This is a genomic window from Candidatus Lernaella stagnicola (assembly GCA_030765525.1).
In the GTDB taxonomy this organism is placed as follows: Bacteria; Lernaellota; Lernaellaia; order Lernaellales; family Lernaellaceae; genus Lernaella; species Lernaella stagnicola.
Genome location: JAVCCK010000029.1, coordinates 22,235 through 43,683 on the forward strand (window position 1 = coordinate 22,235; position 21,449 = coordinate 43,683).

The 21,449-nt window shown below is 60.5% G+C and carries 19 protein-coding genes and 3 tRNA genes; 16 read left to right on the plus strand and 6 right to left on the minus strand.

Annotation, left to right across the window (positions count from 1 at the left end; translation table 11 throughout):
- Nucleotides 1–83 precede the first annotated feature (83 nt).
- Entirely contained in the window at nt 84–3,920 is a 3,837-nt protein-coding gene (locus P9L99_13755) for a hypothetical protein (protein ID MDP8224423.1), read from the minus strand.
- Between the two features lie 280 nt (nt 3,921–4,200).
- A complete protein-coding gene (locus P9L99_13760; GenBank protein ID MDP8224424.1) occupies nt 4,201–6,306 on the minus strand; it encodes a TonB-dependent receptor in 2,106 nt (701 codons plus the stop codon).
- 154 nt (nt 6,307–6,460) lie between these two features.
- Here P9L99_13760 and P9L99_13765 point away from each other — a divergent pair, with 154 nt between their 5' ends.
- The 4 genes from P9L99_13765 (at nt 6,461) to P9L99_13780 (ending at nt 11,143) form a co-directional block, all read left to right on the plus strand.
- Nucleotides 6,461–8,179 (plus strand): DUF2079 domain-containing protein, encoded by a 1,719-nt coding sequence (locus P9L99_13765; protein ID MDP8224425.1) that lies wholly within the window; start codon nt 6,461–6,463, stop codon nt 8,177–8,179.
- Complete coding sequence (locus tag P9L99_13770) at nt 8,176–9,252, plus strand: glycoside hydrolase family 43 protein (GenBank protein ID MDP8224426.1); 1,077 nt, start codon at nt 8,176–8,178, stop codon at nt 9,250–9,252. The genes P9L99_13765 and P9L99_13770 overlap by 4 nt, the downstream gene beginning before the upstream one ends.
- A 54-nt stretch (nt 9,253–9,306) precedes the next feature.
- Nucleotides 9,307–10,305 (plus strand): hypothetical protein, encoded by a 999-nt coding sequence (locus P9L99_13775; GenBank protein ID MDP8224427.1) that lies wholly within the window; start codon nt 9,307–9,309, stop codon nt 10,303–10,305.
- Between the two features lie 64 nt (nt 10,306–10,369).
- Nucleotides 10,370–11,143, plus strand: coding sequence for a hypothetical protein (locus tag P9L99_13780; protein MDP8224428.1), 774 nt, complete (start codon nt 10,370–10,372; stop codon nt 11,141–11,143).
- A 14-nt stretch (nt 11,144–11,157) separates the two neighbouring features.
- Here the strand turns inward: P9L99_13780 and P9L99_13785 are convergent, their stop codons facing one another.
- Nucleotides 11,158–12,480 carry a metallophosphoesterase family protein gene (locus tag P9L99_13785; protein ID MDP8224429.1) on the minus strand — a complete coding sequence of 441 codons (1,323 nt, stop codon included), beginning with the start codon at nt 12,478–12,480 and terminating at the stop codon, nt 11,158–11,160.
- 90 nt (nt 12,481–12,570) lie between these two features.
- Nucleotides 12,571–13,524: a calcium/sodium antiporter gene (locus P9L99_13790; protein MDP8224430.1), complete on the minus strand. Its 954-nt coding sequence runs from the start codon at nt 13,522–13,524 to the stop codon at nt 12,571–12,573.
- Nucleotides 13,525–13,649: 125 nt separating this feature from the next.
- Between P9L99_13790 and P9L99_13795 the strand changes: the two genes are divergently transcribed.
- Nucleotides 13,650–14,267, plus strand: a complete 618-nt coding sequence (locus P9L99_13795) for a hypothetical protein (protein MDP8224431.1) — start codon at nt 13,650–13,652, stop codon at nt 14,265–14,267.
- Nucleotides 14,268–14,277: 10 nt separating this feature from the next.
- Here the strand turns inward: P9L99_13795 and P9L99_13800 are convergent, their stop codons facing one another.
- Nucleotides 14,278–14,829, minus strand: coding sequence for a hypothetical protein (locus P9L99_13800; GenBank protein ID MDP8224432.1), 552 nt, complete (start codon nt 14,827–14,829; stop codon nt 14,278–14,280).
- Nucleotides 14,830–14,842: 13 nt separating this feature from the next.
- Nucleotides 14,843–15,838: a signal peptide peptidase SppA gene (gene sppA / locus P9L99_13805; protein ID MDP8224433.1), complete on the minus strand. Its 996-nt coding sequence runs from the start codon at nt 15,836–15,838 to the stop codon at nt 14,843–14,845.
- A 667-nt stretch (nt 15,839–16,505) separates the two neighbouring features.
- Between sppA and P9L99_13810 the strand changes: the two genes are divergently transcribed.
- The 11 genes from P9L99_13810 to P9L99_13860 form a co-directional block, all read left to right on the plus strand.
- Nucleotides 16,506–17,141 (plus strand): hypothetical protein, encoded by a 636-nt coding sequence (locus tag P9L99_13810; protein MDP8224434.1) that lies wholly within the window; start codon nt 16,506–16,508, stop codon nt 17,139–17,141.
- Nucleotides 17,122–17,502 carry a hypothetical protein gene (locus P9L99_13815; GenBank protein ID MDP8224435.1) on the plus strand — a complete coding sequence of 127 codons (381 nt, stop codon included), beginning with the start codon at nt 17,122–17,124 and terminating at the stop codon, nt 17,500–17,502. The genes P9L99_13810 and P9L99_13815 overlap by 20 nt, the downstream gene beginning before the upstream one ends.
- A gap of 4 nt (nt 17,503–17,506) precedes the next feature.
- Nucleotides 17,507–18,529 (plus strand): ATP-dependent Clp protease ATP-binding subunit ClpX, encoded by a 1,023-nt coding sequence (gene clpX / locus P9L99_13820; protein MDP8224436.1) that lies wholly within the window; start codon nt 17,507–17,509, stop codon nt 18,527–18,529.
- A complete protein-coding gene (locus tag P9L99_13825) occupies nt 18,526–19,002 on the plus strand; it encodes an N-acetyltransferase (protein ID MDP8224437.1) in 477 nt (158 codons plus the stop codon). The genes clpX and P9L99_13825 overlap by 4 nt, the downstream gene beginning before the upstream one ends.
- A gap of 18 nt (nt 19,003–19,020) precedes the next feature.
- Nucleotides 19,021–19,758: a metallophosphoesterase family protein gene (locus P9L99_13830; GenBank protein MDP8224438.1), complete on the plus strand. Its 738-nt coding sequence runs from the start codon at nt 19,021–19,023 to the stop codon at nt 19,756–19,758.
- Between the two features lie 109 nt (nt 19,759–19,867).
- Nucleotides 19,868–20,170 (plus strand): hypothetical protein, encoded by a 303-nt coding sequence (locus tag P9L99_13835; GenBank protein MDP8224439.1) that lies wholly within the window; start codon nt 19,868–19,870, stop codon nt 20,168–20,170.
- An 86-nt stretch (nt 20,171–20,256) separates the two neighbouring features.
- Complete coding sequence (locus P9L99_13840; GenBank protein MDP8224440.1) at nt 20,257–20,601, plus strand: FHA domain-containing protein; 345 nt, start codon at nt 20,257–20,259, stop codon at nt 20,599–20,601.
- Nucleotides 20,602–20,785: 184 nt separating this feature from the next.
- A tRNA-Thr gene (locus P9L99_13845) sits at nt 20,786–20,858 on the plus strand.
- 51 nt (nt 20,859–20,909) lie between these two features.
- A tRNA-Tyr gene (locus P9L99_13850) sits at nt 20,910–20,992 on the plus strand.
- A gap of 60 nt (nt 20,993–21,052) precedes the next feature.
- Nucleotides 21,053–21,126: transfer RNA gene (locus P9L99_13855), tRNA-Gly, on the plus strand.
- Nucleotides 21,127–21,262: 136 nt separating this feature from the next.
- The coding region (locus tag P9L99_13860; protein MDP8224441.1) for a GTP-binding protein at nt 21,263–21,449 on the plus strand (187 nt) is incomplete at its 3' end.

Consider the following 21,449-nt stretch of genomic DNA (forward strand, 5'->3'; position numbering starts at 1 on the left):
CGGCGTCCGTTTTTGCCTCCGATGCCGCCTTTTTGTGTCCGATGACACCGATTTTTCGCGGTATACGAGCCTGTCGGACGTCCTCAGCAGCCGCAGCAGCTATCGTCATCGTCGTCGTCACCGGAGTCGGCGGGCGGCGATTCATCATCGTCGTCGTCGGTAGTGTCGTCATCGTCGTCGTCGGTGGTGTCGTCATCGTCGTTGTCGTCATCATCGTCGACCGTGTCGTCATCATCGTCATCGCCCTGGACGCACTCGTCGGTCAATTCGACGCAGACCTCGTCTTCGTCACATGGGTCTCCGGCGTGTCCGGCGCAGTCGCCCGCCACGCAAGCGTCTTCGCCGTTGCAGAACAAGCCGTCTTCGCAAACCGTGCCGTTGGGATGCAATTCATCGACCGGGCAATCGGCGGCGTCGCCGGGACAGAACTCCACGATATCGCAATCGCTCTCGGCGGGCCGACATTCCGTCACGGCGGGCAGGAAGCCGTCGCGGGGGCAGAAGCTGTCTTCACCATTGCAGTATTCATCGACATCGCAATCGCCGGCGGTCGGGCGGCACAGAATGGTGTCCGGTTCGACCGCATCGTTGGGGCAGAAGGGGCCGGCGCCGTTGCAGGATTCCGAGGAGTCGCACAGGTCGGCGGCAGGGCGGCATTCCAGCGAAGCGGCCGCGTAGCTGTCGTCGGGGCATTGGTCGGAGACGCCATCGCATTGCTCGACAATGTCGCACAAACCGTTTTGCGGGCGGCAGGTTGTCCCTACCGATACGACGGCGCAGGTGCCGTTGGCGGTCGAGCCGGCATCGATGGAACAGGCGAGGCAGTCGTTCGGATCATCTTCGCCGCAGACGGTGTTGCAGCAATAGCCGTCGACGCAGAATCCAGTTTGGCATTCGCCGTCGAACTCGCATTCCAAGCCGGTGAAGAAATAGCGCACCTGCCGCGCAAAAACCCGTTTCGAGCCGTAGAAAGTCGAGCGATCGAAATTGAAGTACGTCACCAAGCTGGTGCCCCCGCCGGACGAGGCCAGGTTGGGCGAGCTTTCGTCAAGGTAGTCAGTGGCGGAGATGTCAAACAGCGGTTCGATGATCGAGCCGGTCGAGCGCAGGTACGAACCATAGATGTTCGAGCCGCCCACCGAGGTCTCCTGTTGCCACGCCACGAGGAAGTATTGGCCGTCGTAAACGATGGCGGGCTTGGACCGCGCCGCCGTGCCGATGTTGACCTGAATGCCGCCCGGGTCGACGGTGCCGCCGACCGAATTGATGCGCGACCCGTAGATCGCACTCTGCGGGAAACGGTTGTCTTCCCACACCGCGAAGAAATTCGTGCCGTCGGAGTCGACCTCCGGCCGCAGTTGGTCGCCCGCCGCGTTGGACACGATGATCCCGCTTGGGCTGTTGACCCCGCCGTCGGTTTGCAGGCGCGTGCTGTAGATGTCGAAAGTACCGTTGCGCGGGTCTTCCCACACCACGAGATACTGCGTGTTGCTGGCCGTGACCGAGGGGTAGCCCTGGGCGCCGTCGAAGACAGCGATAGCGATGCCGGAGGGGTCGACCATCGTGCCGGCGTTGTTGACGCGCGCGCCGTAGATGTCGTAATCGCCGTTGCGGTTGTCGCGCCAGGCCACGAGGAAATAGTCATTGGCGTAGGCGGCGTCCGGATCAAGTTGGTTGTCCGCCGCGGTGGAAACAGCCGTACCCGTCGACACGCCGTCGAGCACGACGCCGGCTTGGCTGACCCGCGTGCCGTAGATATCCCAAAACGTACCGCTGCGGTAATCGGACCACGCCACGAAGAAGTTGCCGCCGCCGAAGGCGACCGTGGGCTTTTCCTGTTTGTTGACGGCGTTGGAAACTTCAATACCGGCGGGGTCGAGCAGCGACCCGTCCGACGTGAGTCGCACGCCGTAGATATCCCAGTTGGTGCCGTCGCGCTGATCCTCCCAGACAATCAAATAGTTCGTGCCGTCGAAGGCGACGTCGGACCACGTTTGGAAATTGGCGGCGACGCTCAGCACGATGCCGTTGGGGTTCACCACGGAACCCGACGTGGAAACGCGGGTGGCGTATACGTCGGGTAGGCCGCTGGCGCGGTAGTCATGCCAGGCGACCAAGTAATCCGAGATACCGAATGCCGCAACGGGTTCGTACTGGTTGCCGCTGGCGCTGGAGAGCGCCAGGCCCGCGGGATCGAGCACCGCACCGGCTTCGGTCACGCGCGAGCCGTAGATATCGTAGGCGCTGCCGCGCAGGTCGTCCCACACAACGAGGAAATTCGTGCCGTCAAAGGCGGAGTGGCTCGATTCCTGGTCGCCGCTTTCATCGCAAATAATGAAGTTGGGTACTGCGATCACGCCCGTGCGATCGATCAAGCAGCCGTGGATGTCGGCGTCGCTGCCGGAGTTGTAGAGCCAGGACACGAGGAAAAGCGTGGCGCCGAAGGACACCGCAGGAGCACGTTGATCGCCCGGGCCGTTGGTCACGATGACGGTCGAACCCGCCAAGCCGCCGTCGGTATTAACACCCTGGGCGTAGAGGTTGTAATCGGCTTCGAGCGTCGTCCAAACCACCAAATAGTGGTAGTCGTCCCACGCCACGACCGGTTTGGCGAACTCGCCCGCCGCGCTGCCGACGGAGATGCCGGTACCCACGCCGTCGAGAACGTTGCCGTCGGGGTCGACGCGGGTGCCGTACACGTCTTTGGCGGCGCTTCGTCCATCGTTCCAGACGACCAGCCACTGGTTGTCGGAGGCCGCGACATGCGGATTGCCCTGGTCGCCGGCGGCGTTGCCGATGGCGAAGCCGTCCGGGTCGAGCACACTGCCGGCTTGCGAAAGCCGCGCGCCGTAGATGTCGACACCGCCACCGCGATTGTCTTCCCACACGACGAGATACTCGCCGTTGTCGAAGGCGACGGCGGGATTGCCTTGGTTGCCCGCGGCGCGCGAGACGACGATGCCGCCCGGCGTGAGCAGCGAGCCGTTGCTGTTGACGCGCGTGGCGTACACGTCGCTGATCGTGTTGCCCTCGCTGACGCGGCGGTCTTCCCAAACGATCATGTAGGCGGTTTCGCCGAACGCGATATCAACGAAAGCCTGCCGATTGCGGGCGGGCATATAGATCGGGTTGTCGGTGCCGATTTCCGGACCGGCCCAAGGGTCGAGGTCGGCGGGGTAGATCGACTCGGCCAAGATGCCGGCGGGTACGGTCATCTCGATGAATCCGTCGGCGTAGCGCGCGGGCACTTCGACCGTACGGTCGGCGGCGTCGATCCAACGGGCGTGGGTGTAGCGAATGCCCAGTTCGGTTTCCGGATCGGCAAAATGCACGCCGCCCGCGGTGGTTTCGGTGTAAGGCAATCCTTCGACGGCCACGCGAACGCGCAAATCGCCGGTCCCGGCGGGCATCGTTTCGAAGGTCCAGCTTTGCTGCACGCCCTCGGGCGTGTTTTCCAGCCATTCGGTGAGGCTGCCGCGTGCGATGGCCAGCGACCCGTCCTCGTCAACGGTTAGTTGCGGTTCGGCGTCAAGTCGCAGGTCGCCGCGCAGCACGGCATCACTGCGCAAAACCAGGGGAGGACCGGCCACGCCGCCTTCGGGCGAAGGAAGGAAGGGGGTGACGGCAAAAGAAGCATCGCGGGCCACGCGCACCTGATACGTTTCGTGGCCGCCGTCGAAGTAATCGCCTGCCGGGCGGAAGGCGAAGTGCACTTGCTGAATGATTTCCGCCACGTCAAAGGGAGTCGAGACGTCGACGAGACCGCTCGGGCTTTGCGGATCGGCCTGCGTCACGAGGGCATCGGCATCGCCTGCTCGGGTGGATTCGAGAGTTGTTCGGCCGTCACAGGTGGCGACCGCGAGGATCACACACACCAGAGGCAGTACCCAAACACATAGTGAGAAGAGCTTCCTGGCCATGCCGCATTCCTTTCCCAACGGACCCAAACCCCAATACGGTATTTCGGCGAACTTTTATTACTCATGTAGGCAGAACAAACCGGACTTTCGGAAAATCTCGCTGTCGCCGATGGCTTGCCGAAGCAGAACCATCGCGGAATCTGTGTCACCTGTGTCGGAGCGCCTGCCCAAACAACGCCGCAATCCTTTCACTTTTTGACGGATTTTGTCAGAAAAAGCAACAAAGAATAACAAGCACAACTTGCGATCCGAGACCCTATCTCGGCAACGCCCACAACGACTAGAAGGACAAGTCCGCCGTTAATAGCGCGTTTGTCCCCGGACCGAACACGCCGGAGCCATGGTACTTGTATTCGACGTTGGTCAGGTTCTCTACGGCCAATCCCAAGCGCAGATGTTCGTACGCCACCAAGCCGGTTCGCACGTTCCACGTCCACCATTCGGGAGTACCGTCTTCGGGAATGCGGGCGTCGGTCGTATCTTCGGGCGAGAGGCGTTCTTGTCGTCCGGCGCCGCGGCCGTACACTTCAATAAAACCCCGCCAAAAGCCGGCATCGGCGGTATCGTAGCGCACGAGGGCTTGGCCGAACAGAGGTGGAATGCGCGTCAACGGCTCGGTGGTATCATCCAGGCGGTCCTCTTCGCCCCAGGTGTAGGTGAGGTGCCCGCTGAGGGAGAGGCCGCCGCCGACATCGACAAACAGTTGCGGCTCGAGGCCCCACAGCCTGCCTTCGCCGCCGTTGACGTTTTGCACGACGGGTTTCTCGCCGATCTCGGTTTCGCCGCGCCAGCTCGTTTCTTCGCGGTTGATCAAGTCGTGCAGATAAGTCACGTACGCGGCGGACCCGATTTCAAAACGCCAAATGCGTCCGCGGGCCAGCAACTCGAAAGTGTCGGCTGTCTCGGGCTCGAGGTCTTCGTTGGGAATGTGAAAGTACTTGCCGGTGTCGCCGAGTTGAATCGCCTCCTGGAGGTTCGGCGAGCGGAAACCCTGCGAGTAGGTGAAGGCCACGGTCGCGTAAGGGTCGTACAGGTACTGCAGGCCGCCGAGAAACACGGCGCCGGCGAAATCGAAGTCGACTTCCGGCAGGTCGTTTTCTTCGGGGGCGATACCGCGCATTCCGTGATATCGCGCGCCGCCCTTTAGACGCAGGATATGGCCCGATTCGGTTGAGACCGGATCGCCCTGCGCCATCAAATACGCGCCGTAATTGGCGTACGTCGAGCCATCCGGGTAGGGCTTGTCGGGCGTTTCGGTGAAGAGTTCGCCGGGGGCGTCACGTTTTTCGCGGTTGGCGTCGACGTTGTCGAAATACCACATGCCGCCGTAACGCAGGATGAAGCGATCGTCGAGCAGGCTGGTGGCAAGCGCCAAGTCGGTACCGATGGTGCCGACGTTGACTTCGTCGCGCGTCGTGCCTTGTTCGGTGCGCAGATCCTCGGCGAACTGTACGCCGTCTTTGCGTTCGAAGAAAAGTTGGTAGGAGACGATCGCCTCGGCGCGGGTGTGAATCGGCAGGAACTCGGCGTTGATTTTGCCGTAGACCAGTTGGTCGCGGTTGTCGTACAGCGACAAAGAACCCTTGTCGAAATACTTGTCGGTGCGCCCGGCGTCGACGATCTCATGGAACAAGGTGCCGGCACTGACGCCCCAATGGCCGAAGGTCAGATTCAACCGGCCGATTGCCGACCAATTTTCGTAACCCGTGTAGACTTGTTCGCCGATGTCGCGCCCGCCGATCAGGTCGTCACTTTCGCCGTACGTGCCGCCGCCCAACAGTGCGACGGGGCCGTAACCCGCTTCGGCGTGCGCGTGTCCCCGGCGGCCGTAGTCGGCGGAGTTGAAGCGCCCGGCGACGGTGCCGTGTCCGTCGAATTCGTCGTATTGACGCGGCGCCAGCGGGAATAACTGAATGACGCCGCCCATCGCGTCCGAACCGTAGAGGACTGAACCGGGACCGCGCAGCACTTCGACGCGGGAGATGGAGTAGGGATCGATCATATTCAGATACTGCACCGGGCCGGTGCGATAGGTGGAATTGTTGAGGCGGACGCCGTCGAGCATGATCAGGACCTGCGGGCCGATCAAGCCGCGAATGATCGGTGAGCCGCCACCGTAATTCGTGGTTTGCACGTAAGTGCCGGGCGTATCCCACAGAGCCTCGGGCGTGGTGCGCGGCGTGATTTCCTTAAGGCGTTGCATCGAAAGGATCGACAGCGAGCGGTCGGACAGGAAGTCGACTTCCCTGCCTCGGTTGGCGGTGACGACGACTTCGTCGCGAGTGACGGCGGCGGGTTCCGAGTCGTCCTCGGAGTCGGAGTCGTCGGCCCAAGCCAAGCCGCACGAGAGGCAGATGCACATGAGTAATGGGAGGAGGTATTTCATGGCGACGCTTCTCCAGTGGTTTGGTTTGGCGAAGATTAGCAAAAGTCGAATCAAGTTTCCATACGGTCGCCGATCGTAACGTGAATTCCAGCACCGCGGAAGTTGCTTTTTCCGGGCGACGTAAGCATCATGGCGGCAAATCACGGGGAGTATGATGACGACGCGAGATGTCCAGCACGGCGTTTCCAGGTTTGGACGAATAACCGGATACCTACGCAACGTTTTGTTTGTGGCGTTGGTCGTGGTGTTGCTAACCGGCGGCGGACGATTCAAGGGCCAGCTGGCGGGCGTGAAGATTTATTTGGACCTGGCCAACGTCGGCGGCATGGCGGCGTATTTTTTCGCGCTGCTGCTGCTGGGTGCGTGGCGGCCCGGTCGGGATGCCCTGCGCGAGGAGTGGTGGTATCGGCAAACGTGGCGGTATTACGGCACGCTCGCCCACTGGTTGAAACGCCGGCCGGTGGCTACCGCATTGGTGCTTGGGGCGGCCTTTGCGGCCGTGGTCGGTACGGGGGCCGTCGCGCGGCACCTGACCTTCGGATCCCACGCGTACGATCTGGGCGTGATGTACGAGCCGCTGTGGAAAACCCTGCACGGCCACTTCCACTATTCGGTGCTGGCCGGTGAGGTCAGCGGTTTTGCGATTCACATTCAGCCGATCTTTTTTTTGCTGCTTCCCTTCTTAGCGCTGTGGGAGTCGCCGGTGACGCTGCTGATCATCCAGACGGTGGCCCTGGCGTTGGCCATTGTGCCGTTGACGTTGCTGGCCCGCCGCCTGCTGCGTTCGGAGGTATTGCAGGTCGCGGTGCTCATCGCCTTCGTGTCGTATTTCCCCTACCGGCACATCGGCCTGTGGGATTACCACCACGTGGTGTTGGCGGTGCCGCTGCTGTTGGCGGCCCTGGTGGCGCTGGAGCAGGAGCGGTGGCGATGGTTCGCGGCGTTTCTCGGTTTGGCTCTGTTTACTAAGGAGACGGTCGCTCTGCCGGTGTTCTGTTTCGGCATCGCGCTGGTGATGCACAAGCGGCGGCGGGTGGGCGCCCTGGTGGCGGCGGCGGCCGCGGTGTATTTCGTTCTGGTCGTGCATTTCGTGCCGCACTGGTTGGGCGTCGAGAAGCTGGCGATGGATCAGTTTGACTATCTGGGTGATTCAACCGTCGCGATTCTACTTTCGCCCATCCAGCGACCGGCAGTATTTTGGGGTGAACTTCTCAACCGGCATACCCTCTTGTACGTCTGGCAATTGCTGGGACCGCTCGGCTTTTTGCCCGTGTTGGCTCCGTGGATGCTGCTGCCGGTCGTGCCGGTTTTCGCTTACCTGGCGTTGTCCGGGGGCACGAACAAGCTGACGATCGAGCATCACGATATCAGCCTGGTCCTTCCCTTTGTGTATTACGCGTTGATTCTCGGCTTGGCGCGCGTGGAGGCGTGGCTGGCGGTGGGAGAAATCGAAGCGCCGCGCTGGTGGAAGTCGCGCACGGCGGTCGCCGTGCTGTTGGTGGTCGCTTCGCTGCTGTTTTACGGCAAAAGCGATCTCTATCGCATGCGCTCGTACCGGATGACCCCGCATAAGAAACACGTGCGGATGCTGATCGAGCAGTTCATACCGCCGGACGCGGGCGTGGCGGCTAACACGTGCATCGTGCCGCACCTGCTCAACCGGCAGAAGGTGTATTTGATCCCGCGGCAGCCGCCGACGGTGCAGTACATATTCTTCGATACGAAACTGCCGTATTGTCGTTGGCCGATGAGTCTGGAGGAAAAGAAAAACTTCCCGGCGAGCGTCAACGAATCGCGATTCGAGCGCATCTACGACGATCGTGGGGTGATTATCTGGCGACAGCGACGATCCGCGATGGAGTTGTATCAATGAAAGCCATGCGCCTGTTTGTCTTTGTTTGCGGATGTCTGCTTGCCACGGTCGCGCCGGGTTGGGCCGGGGTGGCGCCGCCCTTCGATTTGCCGAACAACGACGCCGCGGCCGATCCGATGGTGCTGCAGGTGGACGGCGTCTACTACCTTTACGTCACGACGAGTTGGGACGAATTCGAAACGTGGACCAGCACCGATTTGCTGACCTGGGAATACGGCGGTGTGATCTTTAGCGCCGGGGAAGCTGGCGCCTGGAACGACGGCAAGTTGTGGGCGCCGGAAGTGCACACCGACGGCGAACAATTCTACCTCTACTATTCGGCGAACATGCATATCGGCGTCGCGGTGAGCCAAAGCCCCGCCGGGCCCTTCGTCGATGTTTACGATCACCCCTTCGTCGGTGACGGCTACGGCGGCGTGCAAGGCTTGGCGATCGACGGGCACGTATTTCTCGACGAGGACGGCCGGCGCTATTTCTACTACGCGGGATACGCGCCGTTCTCGGTGGTGCGCGGCGTGGAAATGACGAGCATGACAACCCTGGCCGAGGCCGATCACCCGATTCTGGTCGAGCCGGGGATTTTCAATTGGGAGCTGTTTGTCACCGAAGCGCCGTGGATGGTCAAGCACGACGGCGGGTATTACCTCATGTACAGCGGCTACGGCGCCGACCGGCCCGATTACGCCATTGGGTACGCGACGGCGGGCGGGCCGCTGGGCGATTTCGTCGAGTACGCTCTCAACCCGATCTTTCACCGCGACGACGCGGCGGGCATCTATGGTCCCGGGCATCATTGCGTGGTCGAGGATCCGGGCGGTCGGGCGAAAGTCATCTATCACACCAAGCAGGAGGCGGCGATCGGTTGGGATCGGGAGATTCGCGCCGCCGACTTGTGCTTCACCGCAGGCGGGCGTTTGTACGTGGGACTCGACGGTTGCACGGAAAGCGACCTGCCGGCGGACGACGATGACGACACGACCGGGGGCGACGACGATTCGTTCCCCATCGATGGTGAAGATTCGATGCGCGGGGTCGTGGATGAGGATGATGATGACTGTTGCGGCGCCGCGTGAAAAGCAGCCCGGTTCGTGATACCATTCCGCGGTGCCGGAACTACGGAGGCCGCCTTGCGCAAACTGACATGGGCCCTGCTACTCAGCTTGATCTGGATCACTACCGCGTTAGCCGCGAAAGTGGTGATGGTTGAAAAGCGGCAAGCGGTGGGCGTCGGGTATCCGCTGGAATCGTCGCGACGCATGGAGTTGCCGGACGGCCAAGTGGTCCAACTAGTGACCTGCTGCGGCTTGAACCAGGACGACTCGGCCCTCTACACCGTGCGCGACCGCGACGGCTATACGCTGGTGGACCGGAAATTCACCAGCGGGCGGTATTTTCTGGGACCCAAGGGTCGCGTGATTGCGGTGCAGAAAACGGGGCCGTCCTTCACGGTGACTTTTAGCGATCACCTGCTGCACGTGATCAAGGAAATCAAGTTGGTCGACGTGCAAAACCTCACGGTGGGCGATCGCGGTTCGGTGGCAGTGCTCGCCCGGACGAGCGAAGGCAGCGTGCTGCGGGTGTACGACGCGGCCGGCGAGCGGCGCTGGCAGGCACAGGACGCGCCGGAAGGGTCGCTGTATTTCCTACCTCAAGAAAAGCTGCTGATCGTCACGGCCGGGGATACGTTGTATCTGCACGCTCCGGACGGCGAGAACGTCAAGACCTTCAAGACCGGCGGTCCCGTGCGCTATATCGGCGCGGACCGCGGGGCGGGGTTGATGTTCTTGCTGGTAAACCGGAAAGAAGGCGCGCAGGTGCAGGCCATCGACTTGAAAAGCTACGAGGAGCGTTGGGCCCATCACGTCGCCGACCAACCGGCGGGGCATTGCGGCGAGATGGAAGTGGAACTCTCGCGCTATGTCCAGGGGGCGGGAGTCGTCGGCTTGTTGCTGCGTTGTCCGGGCGACCGCGTTCATTTCTACGTCGCGCGTTTTCTGGACAAGGACGGCAAGATGGTGGGGCAGCAAAAACTCGGCCGCCGCATCGACGCGTCCTTCTTCGAAATCGGCACTACCTTCGCCATCGTCTCCGATGGCTTCGTGTACACGTTTGCCCGGAGCGAGTAAGCGTGGCCGCGTACTAACAGCCGTTCGCATCGCGGGCGCGAATCAACCACGTGGATAGGAAACGATGCGAATCGCTTGGCTTCCACTGCTTTTAGGAATCATCCTTTTCACCGCGTGCGGCGACCCGGGCGACGGCGTGTTGTGGGGGCATTCCGACCGCGCGCTGTCGGTGGATGCCATCGAAGTCACCACGGTTTCCGGCGCGGCTTATCGTTTCGATTGGAGTTTCACGATGCTGCCCGACGCGGCGTTGCGGATCCTCGAGCATCCGAACGAGCGGCCCGTCTACACCAACCAGAGCGGTCGCTTCACGTTTCACGATGTGCCGGTTGATGAGCCCACGACGTTCGTGCTGGAAGCACCCGATTTCTTCCCGACCCAAACCGCCACGCTGCTACCCGGTAAAGACGGCATCGGCGACGTCGCGTTTCAAGTGCCGCCGACGGCGTTGACGTGGGCGATGTCGCTGTTGCTTTTCGAGGTAATCGATCCGGACAAATGCCAGATTGCTTCGACCGTGACCGAACCGGGCGGCAACCCCTGGTCGCAGGGCATAGAGGGCGCGCAGGTGTTTATCGATCCGCCGCTGCCGCCGGACCGGGGCCCATTTTATTTCATGATTGTGGAGATACCGGGTTGGCCGATTATTGATCTTCCCCTGCGTTGGCTAACCGAGACGACGGGAGACGGCGGCGTTATTTTCATCAATGTGCCGCCGGGCGATTATGTGATTTCGGCCGAGAAGGATGGCGAAGAATTTACGTCCGCCTACCTGAAATGCCGGCCCGGCGTGCTGGTCAACGCCGCGCCGCCTTACGGCCTGCAAAGGATCGACTGACGCCGTCTACTGCCTCAGTGCGTCATCACCCAAGTGTCGAACACGGTGCCGTCGGGGTCCATGGCCTCGAAGGAAGCCGTCTTGCCGACGATATCGGCCTTAATGAAGTGGTACCGCGTTTCGTACACGGTGATGTGGTCGAAGTCGTAGAACTGCTGATCAAGCGCCGAGCCGCCGCCGCCGGTGATAATGTGCACGACGCCGTTTTTCTCGCCGCGTTCGTAATCGTGTGTGTGGCCCGCGAAGAAGACATCGACGCCATACTGTTCCATGAGCGGTACGACCGACATCCGCATGAGAATTTCGCCGCGATAGCCGGGGCTGTCCCACCCTTCGGACCACGCCGGATGGTGTGAGAAGACAAAAATCCACTCCACGCCGTCATCGTTGGCCCGCTGCAATTGTTCTTCGAACCAGCGGTACTGCTTACTGCCTTGCACATACAGGCGGTTCGTGTTCAGCGAAATGAAGCGGGCGTCGCCGTAGTTGAAAGTATAGAAGCTCTCCCCGCCCGGTAGTGAGAGTAGGTGATAGTAGTAGATGGACTCGCTCTCGTGGTTGCCGATCGAGACGTACACCGGCGTGTCGGCCATCAAGTCGGCGGCCGGTCCGAAAAACTGAGCGTCATAGTGGTCGAACTGCCAACCATCGGCCACGATATCGCCTACGTTGAAAACGAAGTTCGGCGCCGTTTCGATGATGCCCTCCACAACTTCCCGGTAGGTAACCGGGTCCGAACGGTTGTCACCGAGGATCGCGAAGGTAAAGGGCGTGTCGGCTTCGACCGCGGTGTTCAAAGTGCTCATCTCGGCTTCGGCACCGTGGGAACGCACGACGTAATGGTAACGCGTGTCGGGTGAGAGCTTGGCGACGCGGATTTCGTGATGGGTTTTTTCTTCCAGATCGCACTGGTAGTAACCCAGGTCCTCGGTCGGCCCGAAGCGGACGATGCTATTACCCGGCGCGTCGGTCTCCCAGACGATACGCATGGAATTGCGCGTCACGTGCTGCAAGTAGGGCCCGCGGATGATGTTCGGAGCCTCGCCGTATCCGTAGGGTTCGCAATCTTGAATGGACGGCGTGTCGTCGTCGTCATCGTCGTCATCGTCGTCATCGACGGTGTCGTCGTCGTCATCGACGGTGTCGTTATCGTCGTCATCGTCGTCATCGACGGTGTCGTTGTCGTCGTTATCGTCGTTATGGTCATTGTCGTCGTTGTTATCGTCGTCGTCGGTGACGTCGTTGTCATCATCGTCGTCATCATCACAGGCCACGAGGCCTACGGCCAAGACGACCATCAACACGAAGAGAATCGATAGAAAAAGTTGCTTTATCACGGCTGGTACTCCATCGAGTGTTTTTCTTATCGCATACCATACAGACTTTCGCCCCGCGCCGGGCGCTCGTCAAGTCAGAATTCTCGAGCGTTAAATACGGAAGAACAGGAGTGCGAGGAATAAGGCATAGACAATGATCAACAACGAACCGGCCGGTCGTTCCATCGTTCGCGGCTCGCGGAATCTAAACAGGCAAAAAAGCATCACGGCATTGGCGATTAGGAACAGGAAGTCGACGCGGGCGTCCGCCTCGTTGAACGAAAACGGAGCGATGACGCCCGCCGTGCCGACGATCAGCAGCAAATTGAAAATGTTCGAACCGATCAGGTTGCCCAGCACCAGGCTGCTTTCGTTGCGCCGCGCCGCGGCAATGGTTGTGGCCAATTCGGGCAGGCTGGTACCGAGGGCGACGATCGTGGTGCCGATGACGCGCTCGGCGATGTTAAGTTCGCGGGCGATGTTGATCGCCGCGTCGACCATCCAGTTGGCGCCGAAAAAGAGGCCCACGCTACCAGCGAAGATGAGAATCACGGCGATCCACCAGGATTCTTTCGGCTTCGTTTCGCCTTCGGGCAACTCGGGCACGTCCTCGGGATGGCGCAAGCCGTTCCACACCGTGAGGCTGAGATAGGAACACATCGCGAGCAGGAAAAGCGTTCCGTCGTAGAGATCAATGCGGCCGTCGAAGGCCAGAAGGCCGAAAAGTACGACCACCAACAGGTGCAAGGGCAGGTCGCGGCGAAAGAGACTGGGCGTGGCGGCCAGCGGGAAGATCAGAGCGGCGATGCCCAAAATCAAGCCGGTGTTGAGCAGGTTGGACCCCACGGCGTTGCCCAACGCGATCGGCGCCGACCCTTTGACGGCGGCGAGCACGGATACGACCAGTTCCGGCAACGAGGTGCCGTAGGCGAGAATCGTCAAGCCCACCAGCAAGGGCGATAGCTTGAAAACGCGGGCGATTTTCAAGCCGCCATAGACGAGGATCTCGGCACCGAGAGCCAGGGCGATCAATCCACCGATGAAAATGCCGAACTGTATTAGCAAACCTAGCCTCCTCTTGGCCCGCACATTATAGGGGCGCGTCCGGGAATGTCGAGTTGTCACAACGAGTCGCTGGTCGCTCGACGGGGAATTCGTTATGATCGGGGCACCTTACGCAGGAGAGGGAAGTGGCGCGTAAAGCAATTTTTGTTGCCGCGGTGGTCGTGTTGATCGTATTGATGGCCGGGGTGCGAGTCGTCATCAGCGGCCACGCCGCCCGGCGGACGGCGGATCGCTTGTTGGCCGAAGGCAACGAAGACACGGCCGTGGGCTTCTACGATCGCACGTTGCACATGTACTGGCCGGGCAGCCCGGATGTCGAAGCCGCCGTGTCGCATTTAAGCGCCATGGCCGGGCGTCGGGAAACCGCGGGCGATCAAGAGGGCGCGCTGCACATCTGGCGCGTCTTGCGTAGCGGGCTGTATGCGGCGCGCGGGTTGTATCAGCCATACAAAGAGACTATCCGCCACGCGGAGGAGCGCATCGCGGCGCTGGTCGCGCTACAGAAAGGCGACCCGACCGAGCAGGCGAGGCATCTGGAAATCCTGCAACGCAGTCACGACCCCCGGCGGTCATGGTCGATGCTGGCGCTGTTGGGTTTTGCCGTTTGGCTGGGAGGCGCCGTCGGTTTCATCTGGCGCGGCTTGAGCCCGAAGGGCAAACTCCACGCACGCCCGGCGGCCGTCTGGGCGGCGGTGTTCGCGGGCGGCTACGTGCTGTGGCTGGTGGGTTTGTACTTGGCCTGATTCCCTTTTTCTATTGCCGGCACGGCAGCAGACACTCGACATAATCGCTCTGGCAGCCGATTTCGCCGAGCGGTGAAAGCGTCGATTCGAGGCAACTGCCCAACAAGAAATTGCATTGCGTGCGACAGGTATAATTCCAGTCGTGGCACGTGTACAGGGTTTGGTAGCATCCTTCGAGACAGGCGTTATCCAGGACGCTGCAATCGTCGAGGCATTCCAGCGTATCCACGAGGCATGATTCACACTGGTCGGCGCAATAGACCAAACGCGCGTCGACTTGTTTTTGGCAGCTCTTGTAAGACGGGGTGCAGTCGTTGGCGACGCAATCGGCATCGTTGCAGTTGTCTTGGCAAACCGCGTAATCGTTGAAGCACCCGTACCAATCGTCCAATCCGTAGCGCGTGCAGTAGCGATCGCAATCCGACACGTCGCCCGTGGGCGGGTCTTCGCTCCAATTCGAATTGGCGCCTATTTCTTTGGCATCACCGCCGCCGCAAGCCGCCAACCAGATTCCCAGCGCGAGAACGGCCATCGTGAGACATATCCCCGTACGCAACGACATGAACTTGCCCCTTTCAGAAGCCCATCCACATGTACATCAAGCGCGGCTGCGCCAGGTCCATGAGCTTCTCGTAATCAATCACGGAAAGATCGGCCCCGATTTCCGGAGTTTCGGCCCGGGTGAGGCTGTAGATGTTTTGCTCCGGCCGTTTGCTCGTCGAGTACAAGATGACACCCGCGTCGCTAATTTTCGCCAAGCGCTTAGCCTCTTCGATGGCGTCTTCCAGGTCGCCGATTTGGTCGACGAGGCCGAGCTTCTTCGCATCTTGGGCGTGGAGCACGCGGCCGTCGGCGAGTTTCAACACTTGTTCGCGCGTGAGATTCGGTCGGCCCTTGTCCACGACATCGACGAAACGCGCGTAGGCGTTGTCGACGATTTTCTGCAGCACTTCGCGTTCTTCGGGGGTCATTTCGTCAAAGGGATTGCCCACGTCCTTCATCGAGCCGGCTTTGATCACGCGGCTTTCCACCCCGATTTTTTCGAATAGGCCGTGGAAGCCGAACGAGTGCATGATCACACCGATACTTCCGGTGATACTCGTGGGATGGGCGACAATGGTGTCGGCGGGACAACTAACGTAATACCCGCCCGATGCCGCCACGCCCATGAAAGAAGCCACGATGGGAATTTTCGTCTTTTGTTGGAATCGCAACAACTCGCGGTAGATGATATCCGAGGCCGTCACGGTGCCGCCGGGCGAATTGACACGCAGGACAACCGCCTTGACGCGTTCGTCGCGTTCGGCTTTCTCCAGCTTGCGCCGGACGATGGCGGTGGTTGGTTCCTTATCACGCAGCCAGCCGGGTCGGCCGTATTCGACCAAGACACCCTCGATATCGAGAATGAGTATGCGGTCGTCGGTGCTCTTGCTTGCCGGTGCACGCACCAGACGCGTAGAAAGCGGCTGGTTCTGGTCGGGCAGTAAGTTCAATTCATTGCCCGAAAAGCATCCGACAGAGAACAGGAGCAGCGTGAGCAGGGCGGCGATAAGAAATGCGCTTCGTTTCATAGTTCGCTCCTCGGATAGCGGCTGTGTCGATGCTTAAGTGTCGCCGCGGCTCCCGCGCAAATCAAGGGGTAGGCGGGGCACGCAAACTTTTCACACCTTGTGCAAGCTTTTACATGAAACCTTTGCGCCGGCGACACTCAAAGTGCCTTGCCAAGTGGATTGGGGAGTTTTCGCTTCGACGCGTTTCCGGTCCGAAGTGTTGTAGGCACGTTTTCTTTTCAAGAACTTGGCGGTGAATGATCGTTCAAACGGCGCGCCGGGGTCGTTGGTTGGCACGGCTTTTGATTGCTTAAATAGACAGTGTTCGAGACGCAATCCGGGAGGTCACAATCGGAAAACGATGGACGATTTCCGGCGGGACTCCCGAGAAGTGAAATTACTCCTGTTCTTGGTTGATTGATTGCGAGACGGCGCGGGTGATTGCGGAACTCCTTGCCCTCCCGGCAACGTCGTCGGCTTGGAAAAGCCAAATCCGAACCGGGTTGCATTCCCGGCAGCCCTGTATCCCCCATAAAGGCGGGACGTCGATGGATCGGCGTTTCCGCCTTCCTCAGTTAATAGAAGCGCGATGGCCCGGCAGCGGGTCCAATGTATAAACTTTTCCGGTCGCCACCTTGCTCACGACGCCTATCCGGCGCTACATTGCCATCAAGACAGGGGAGGGACCATGTTCGACCGGCAACTGGCCAAATGGCATTTGGAGCGACAGGGGTATTTCGCCGCCATCGACGTGAATCTAGGCGACGACGATATGGTCGACGTGTTCGGCGTCAAGACCACCACCAACGAACCGGCGGTGTTCGGCGTCGTGCGCGGTTGGTGGCACACCGGGGCGTATTTGACGCCCAGCCTGATTCGCAATCACCTGCAAACCGACCGCCATTTGCTCGATCGTGCCTTCGCGCCCGAACGGCTGGCGCAGGCCCAAACGCAATTCGGTCTCGACCAGCCTCCGGATAAGGTGATTTTCTATTCCAAACGCAGCCCCTCGTTGGCCGCCGAAGCCGAAGGCGAGCTGCAACTTCTGGGAATTCGGGCTGTCTATCTGGAAGACATTCTTGCCGCGGCCTTGGCCGAAGTGCGGTACGACGATCGCGGCGGGGGCACGATATTCGCCGTCTTGGCCATGGTGAAGGGATCACGTATTTTCAAGGAAATGGCTCGTTTGGCCCGGCAGGTCGAACGGCAAACGGAGAAGAAAAAGGCCGACAAAGTTCGGCCGGAGCCCGACGAGACGGACCAGCAACTCGATCTGCTGCTGTCGATGCCCGAAGAGGAGGAGGATGAAGGCGTATCCGAATAACATGCCGCTGGCCGTTATCTGGCGGCTGCTGTTGCTGACGGCCACGGTGGTGATCATCTTGGCGGTGGGCATGCATCAATTCGAGTGGCAGCCTTTCGGGGAAAAGCAAATGCCGACGGCGCCCGACGACGTGGAACAGGTCATCCGTCAAGATATGGGCGGGGAAGATACGCCGCAGCCGTGGGACGAGCCGCTCGAGAAGATCAAGGGCCTGCTCCAAACCGACGAGGATACTCCGGAGGTCACGCCGACCCCGACCCCGACACCCAAGCCGACGCCGACTCCGACGCCGACCCCGACACCGGAACCGAAAATGGACGAAGACGCGCTTACCGGTTTTCTGGAAGATCAGTTGAAGTAACGCCATGGTGGAACGAATTACCAAACGCACAATCATGCCCCCACGGGAGATTTACGCTCTGCTGGATCGGTACGTCATCGGTCAGGAAGCGGCGAAGCGCGCCGTGGCCGTGGCGGCGTACAACCACCAGAAGCGCGTGGCGGCCGCGCCGCACAGCTTGATCCGCAAAAGCAACATGCTGCTGATCGGCCCCACCGGCTCGGGCAAAACGCATATTGCCAGGCAACTGGCCAGGGTCCTTGACGTGCCTCTCACCGTGGTCAACGCGACCGAATACACCGAGGCCGGCTACTACGGCAAAGACGTCGAGGTGATGGTGGCCGAGTTGCTATTCAAGACCGGCGGTGACGTGGAGAACACGGAGCGAGGCATCGTCTTCGTGGACGAGATCGACAAAATCGCGCGTCGCAGCCAGGGTGCCCGTACCGGCGCCGGGGCGCGTGACATCGGCGGCGAGGGTGTCCAGCAAGCGATCTTGAAACTGCTGGAGGCGAACGAGGTCTTCGTGCCGCTTAACGTGACGCAGCACTGGAACAAGCATGATTTCGTGCAGATCGACGTGTCCAACATCCTGTTTATTTGCGCCGGCACGTTTGCCGATTTGGGGCGCGGTCGCGGGAAGCAGCAGGTGGGGTTCACCAGCCCGGCGGGGCAGGGCGAACAGGGGAGGGTCGGCACGCGCGATCTGGAGGATTACGGCCTGCTGCCCGAGTTGTTGGGACGCCTGCCGATCGTGGTCGAACTCGGCGATCTGACCGACAACGAACTCGGCTTGATCCTCACCGACCCGCCGGACGCCATTTGGCGCGAGTACCAGGAGCTGTTTCGTCACGAGGACATCAAGCTGCAAATCACGCAGACGGGCCGCGAAGCCATTGTTCGCGAAACCCGCCGCCGCAAGATCGGCGCCCGCGGGCTGCGCGCCATCGTCGAAGACATCTTGGCCGAGTTGTCCTTCGAAGCGCCGGAACACGAGGGCGAAGTCGTGGTTGTCGACGGCGACTACGTACGGCGGCACGTATCATGACAGCCGACGTCACGCTGCGGCCGGCGGAAGCGGTCGACGCGGCGGCCTGTTTCGACCTCGACCAGGTTTGCTTCGAGTCCGAAATCGCCTTCGGTCGTGAGATGTTCGACGTCTTGGCGCGGCGCGCGGAGGTCTTCTTGCTCGCGGAGTCTGAGGGCCGAATGGTCGGCTTCGTGATTGCCAACGTCAACGCCGAAGACGACGTCGGGCTGATCGTCACCCTCGATGTTCACCCGGAGTGGCGGCGTCGCGGTATCGGTTCCTACCTTTTGGAACGGGCGGAAGAAAAGCTCGCGGTGTTTCGGCCGTCGGCGATGTTCCTACAGGTATTCGTGGAAAACTACGAAGCGTTGGGCCTGTACCAAAAGCACGGCTACAGCACCATTTTACAGATCGATGATTATTATGGTCCGAGAAAAGACGCGCTGTTGATGATGAAGTCCATGGAGGACGATCAGGTAGATAGCGATTAGAGGAAGGAACAAGGAACGATGCGTGTCGTCGTGATCTCCGACATTCACGCGAATTACGACGCGTTGAAGGCAATCGTAAAGGAAACCGAGGCTCTTAAGCCGGACCGTTACGTGTGCCTCGGCGACGTGGTGGGATACTACGCCGAGCCGCAAGAGTGCGTGGACCTGGTTCGTGAGATGGACATGATGTGCATTCAGGGCAACCACGACGGCGTCGCCGGGGGTGGGGAAGAACCGGTGGATTTCAACCCGGTGGCTACCGAGGCCATCCTTTGGACGCGGCAGGCCCTTGATGACGACGCGCGCCGGTGGCTGGCGAATCTACCCACGCAAGGGAAAATCACACCGCAGATATGGATCGTACACGGGTCGCTGCGCGACCGCGACGAGTACATCCTGAGCCGCATGGCGGTCGAGAGCAATTTTCGCTTGATGCGAAGTCTGGTGGAGCCGCGGGTCGTGTTATTTGGCCACACGCATCGCCGGGCGGTGTACCGCAGCGTGCACGGCGGCAACGGCATCGCGTTGTGCGGTTTTGAGGATAAGTTAGATACCCGAGACGGTGGCCGTTACCTGATCAATCCCGGAGGCAGCGGGCAGCCGCGGGACGGCGTTCCCGGTGCCCCCTACGCGATTATCGATGAGGCGATCATCGAATTTCGCCGCGCACTCTACGATGTGGAGGCCGCCGCGGCCAAGGTTGCAGCCCTGTCTTTCGGCGAACCGCTCGCCGACCGCCTCGTTCGCGGGATGTGAAATAAAAAGCAGTTTGCCTCGTGTGATTGGCTTCGACGACGGTTTCATGTTAAAAAGCGGCGGTTTGACACCTGTCCACGAAGCTTCACGGCGAAGCAGAGGAGGCCCCATGAAGATACGAGCAATGTGGTGGATGATGGTAGTTGTCGTAATCGCGTTGTTGGTGGCGATGTTCGCCTGCGGTGACGACGATGACGATGACGACAGCGGTGACGACGACGACAACGACACAAGCGAACCGAATTGTGTCGATGAAGCGCGCCCCTTGGCCGAGGCGTATTGCGAGGAACTGGGTCTGACGGACGAATCGGGCGCCGGGCTGGGTTACAGCATTGCCGAATGCGGCGTGATTTGCCCAGAATACTACTACGACGGCGATTGCGCCGACGGGCTGTGCATCTGCTGCAAATAAAGCGCTTGAGGAAAGCCGCCACAATCGGTATTTTCGACTTCTCGATAGTCGGAAACCGGTTGAACTCTTAGCTAGGGGTGGTGGTGATGTACAAATTGGAAGTACGGCGGGACGACAAAAACCCGATGACGTTTCTTCTGCGCGAGGGCACGCATTCGATTGGCCGCAATCCGGAAAACGATGTCGTGCTGATCGATGCGAGCGTGAGTCGCACTCACTGCTTGCTTTACATCAAGCCGAATTACGTCGAGGTGGAGGATCTGGGCAGCGCCAACGGCGTGATCGTCAACGGCGAGCGCGTGAGTAGTCGGGTCGAAATCACGATGGATCAGGAATTCCGCATCGGAGAGCTTAGGGTCTTCTTACGGCCCGGCGATTTCCAGGCGACCGCGGAAACCACGATTTTTCACCGGGACGACCTGGAAGAATAGGCGGCGCTCGGTTTGGGGACGCCCAGCCGGGCCGTCCCCGGGATAGGTAGTTATTATCGCCTACGTTCGACCGGACGGGCGATTCAGCAAACCTACGGAAATTTTTTATGAAAAAGGCCTTGACTGGCGTCGGGATTTGTCTATAATTTCGGGCCCTCGACATGCGAGGGGGCGAGGCCTGTATGCTGGCGTAGCTCAACTGGTAGAGCAGCGCACTTGTAATGCGCAGGTTGCGGGTTCAAGTCCCATCGCCAGCTTTCCCTGAAGGCGCGAGGGAAGTTCTTTTTCAAGTAGACCGTGCAGCATTTGGCGAGATACCCGAGTGGCCAAAGGGGGCGGACTGTAAATCCGCTGGCAGTAGCCTACGGTGGTTCGAATCCACCTCTCGCCAAAAGCATGCATGAGGGACGCGATTAGCGCGGTAGGAACCTCATGGGCTTTGCAACGGCGTGCGGGAATAGCTCAGTTGGCTAGAGCATCAGCCTTCCAAGCTGAGGGTCGCGGGTTCGAATCCCGTTTCCCGCTTTCCCTTCACCGAGCGGCCTGCGGTTCCAGCCGGTTGGTAACGATAGGCGACTTTGGCATCCGCGACTTGGCGTAACTCATTGCAAGGAAATAGACGAAAGAAACAAACGCTATTTAGAGGAATCCGGAGGGCATCATGGCGAAGGCGAAATTTGAGCGCACGAAGCCACACGTAAACATTGGGACGATTGGTCATATCGATCACGGCAAGACAACGCTGACGGCGGCGATTACCAAGACGCTGGCGGCGAAGGGTTTGGCGGACTATGTGTCCTTCGAAAACATCGATAAAGCCCCGGAAGAGCGGGAACGCGGGATCACGA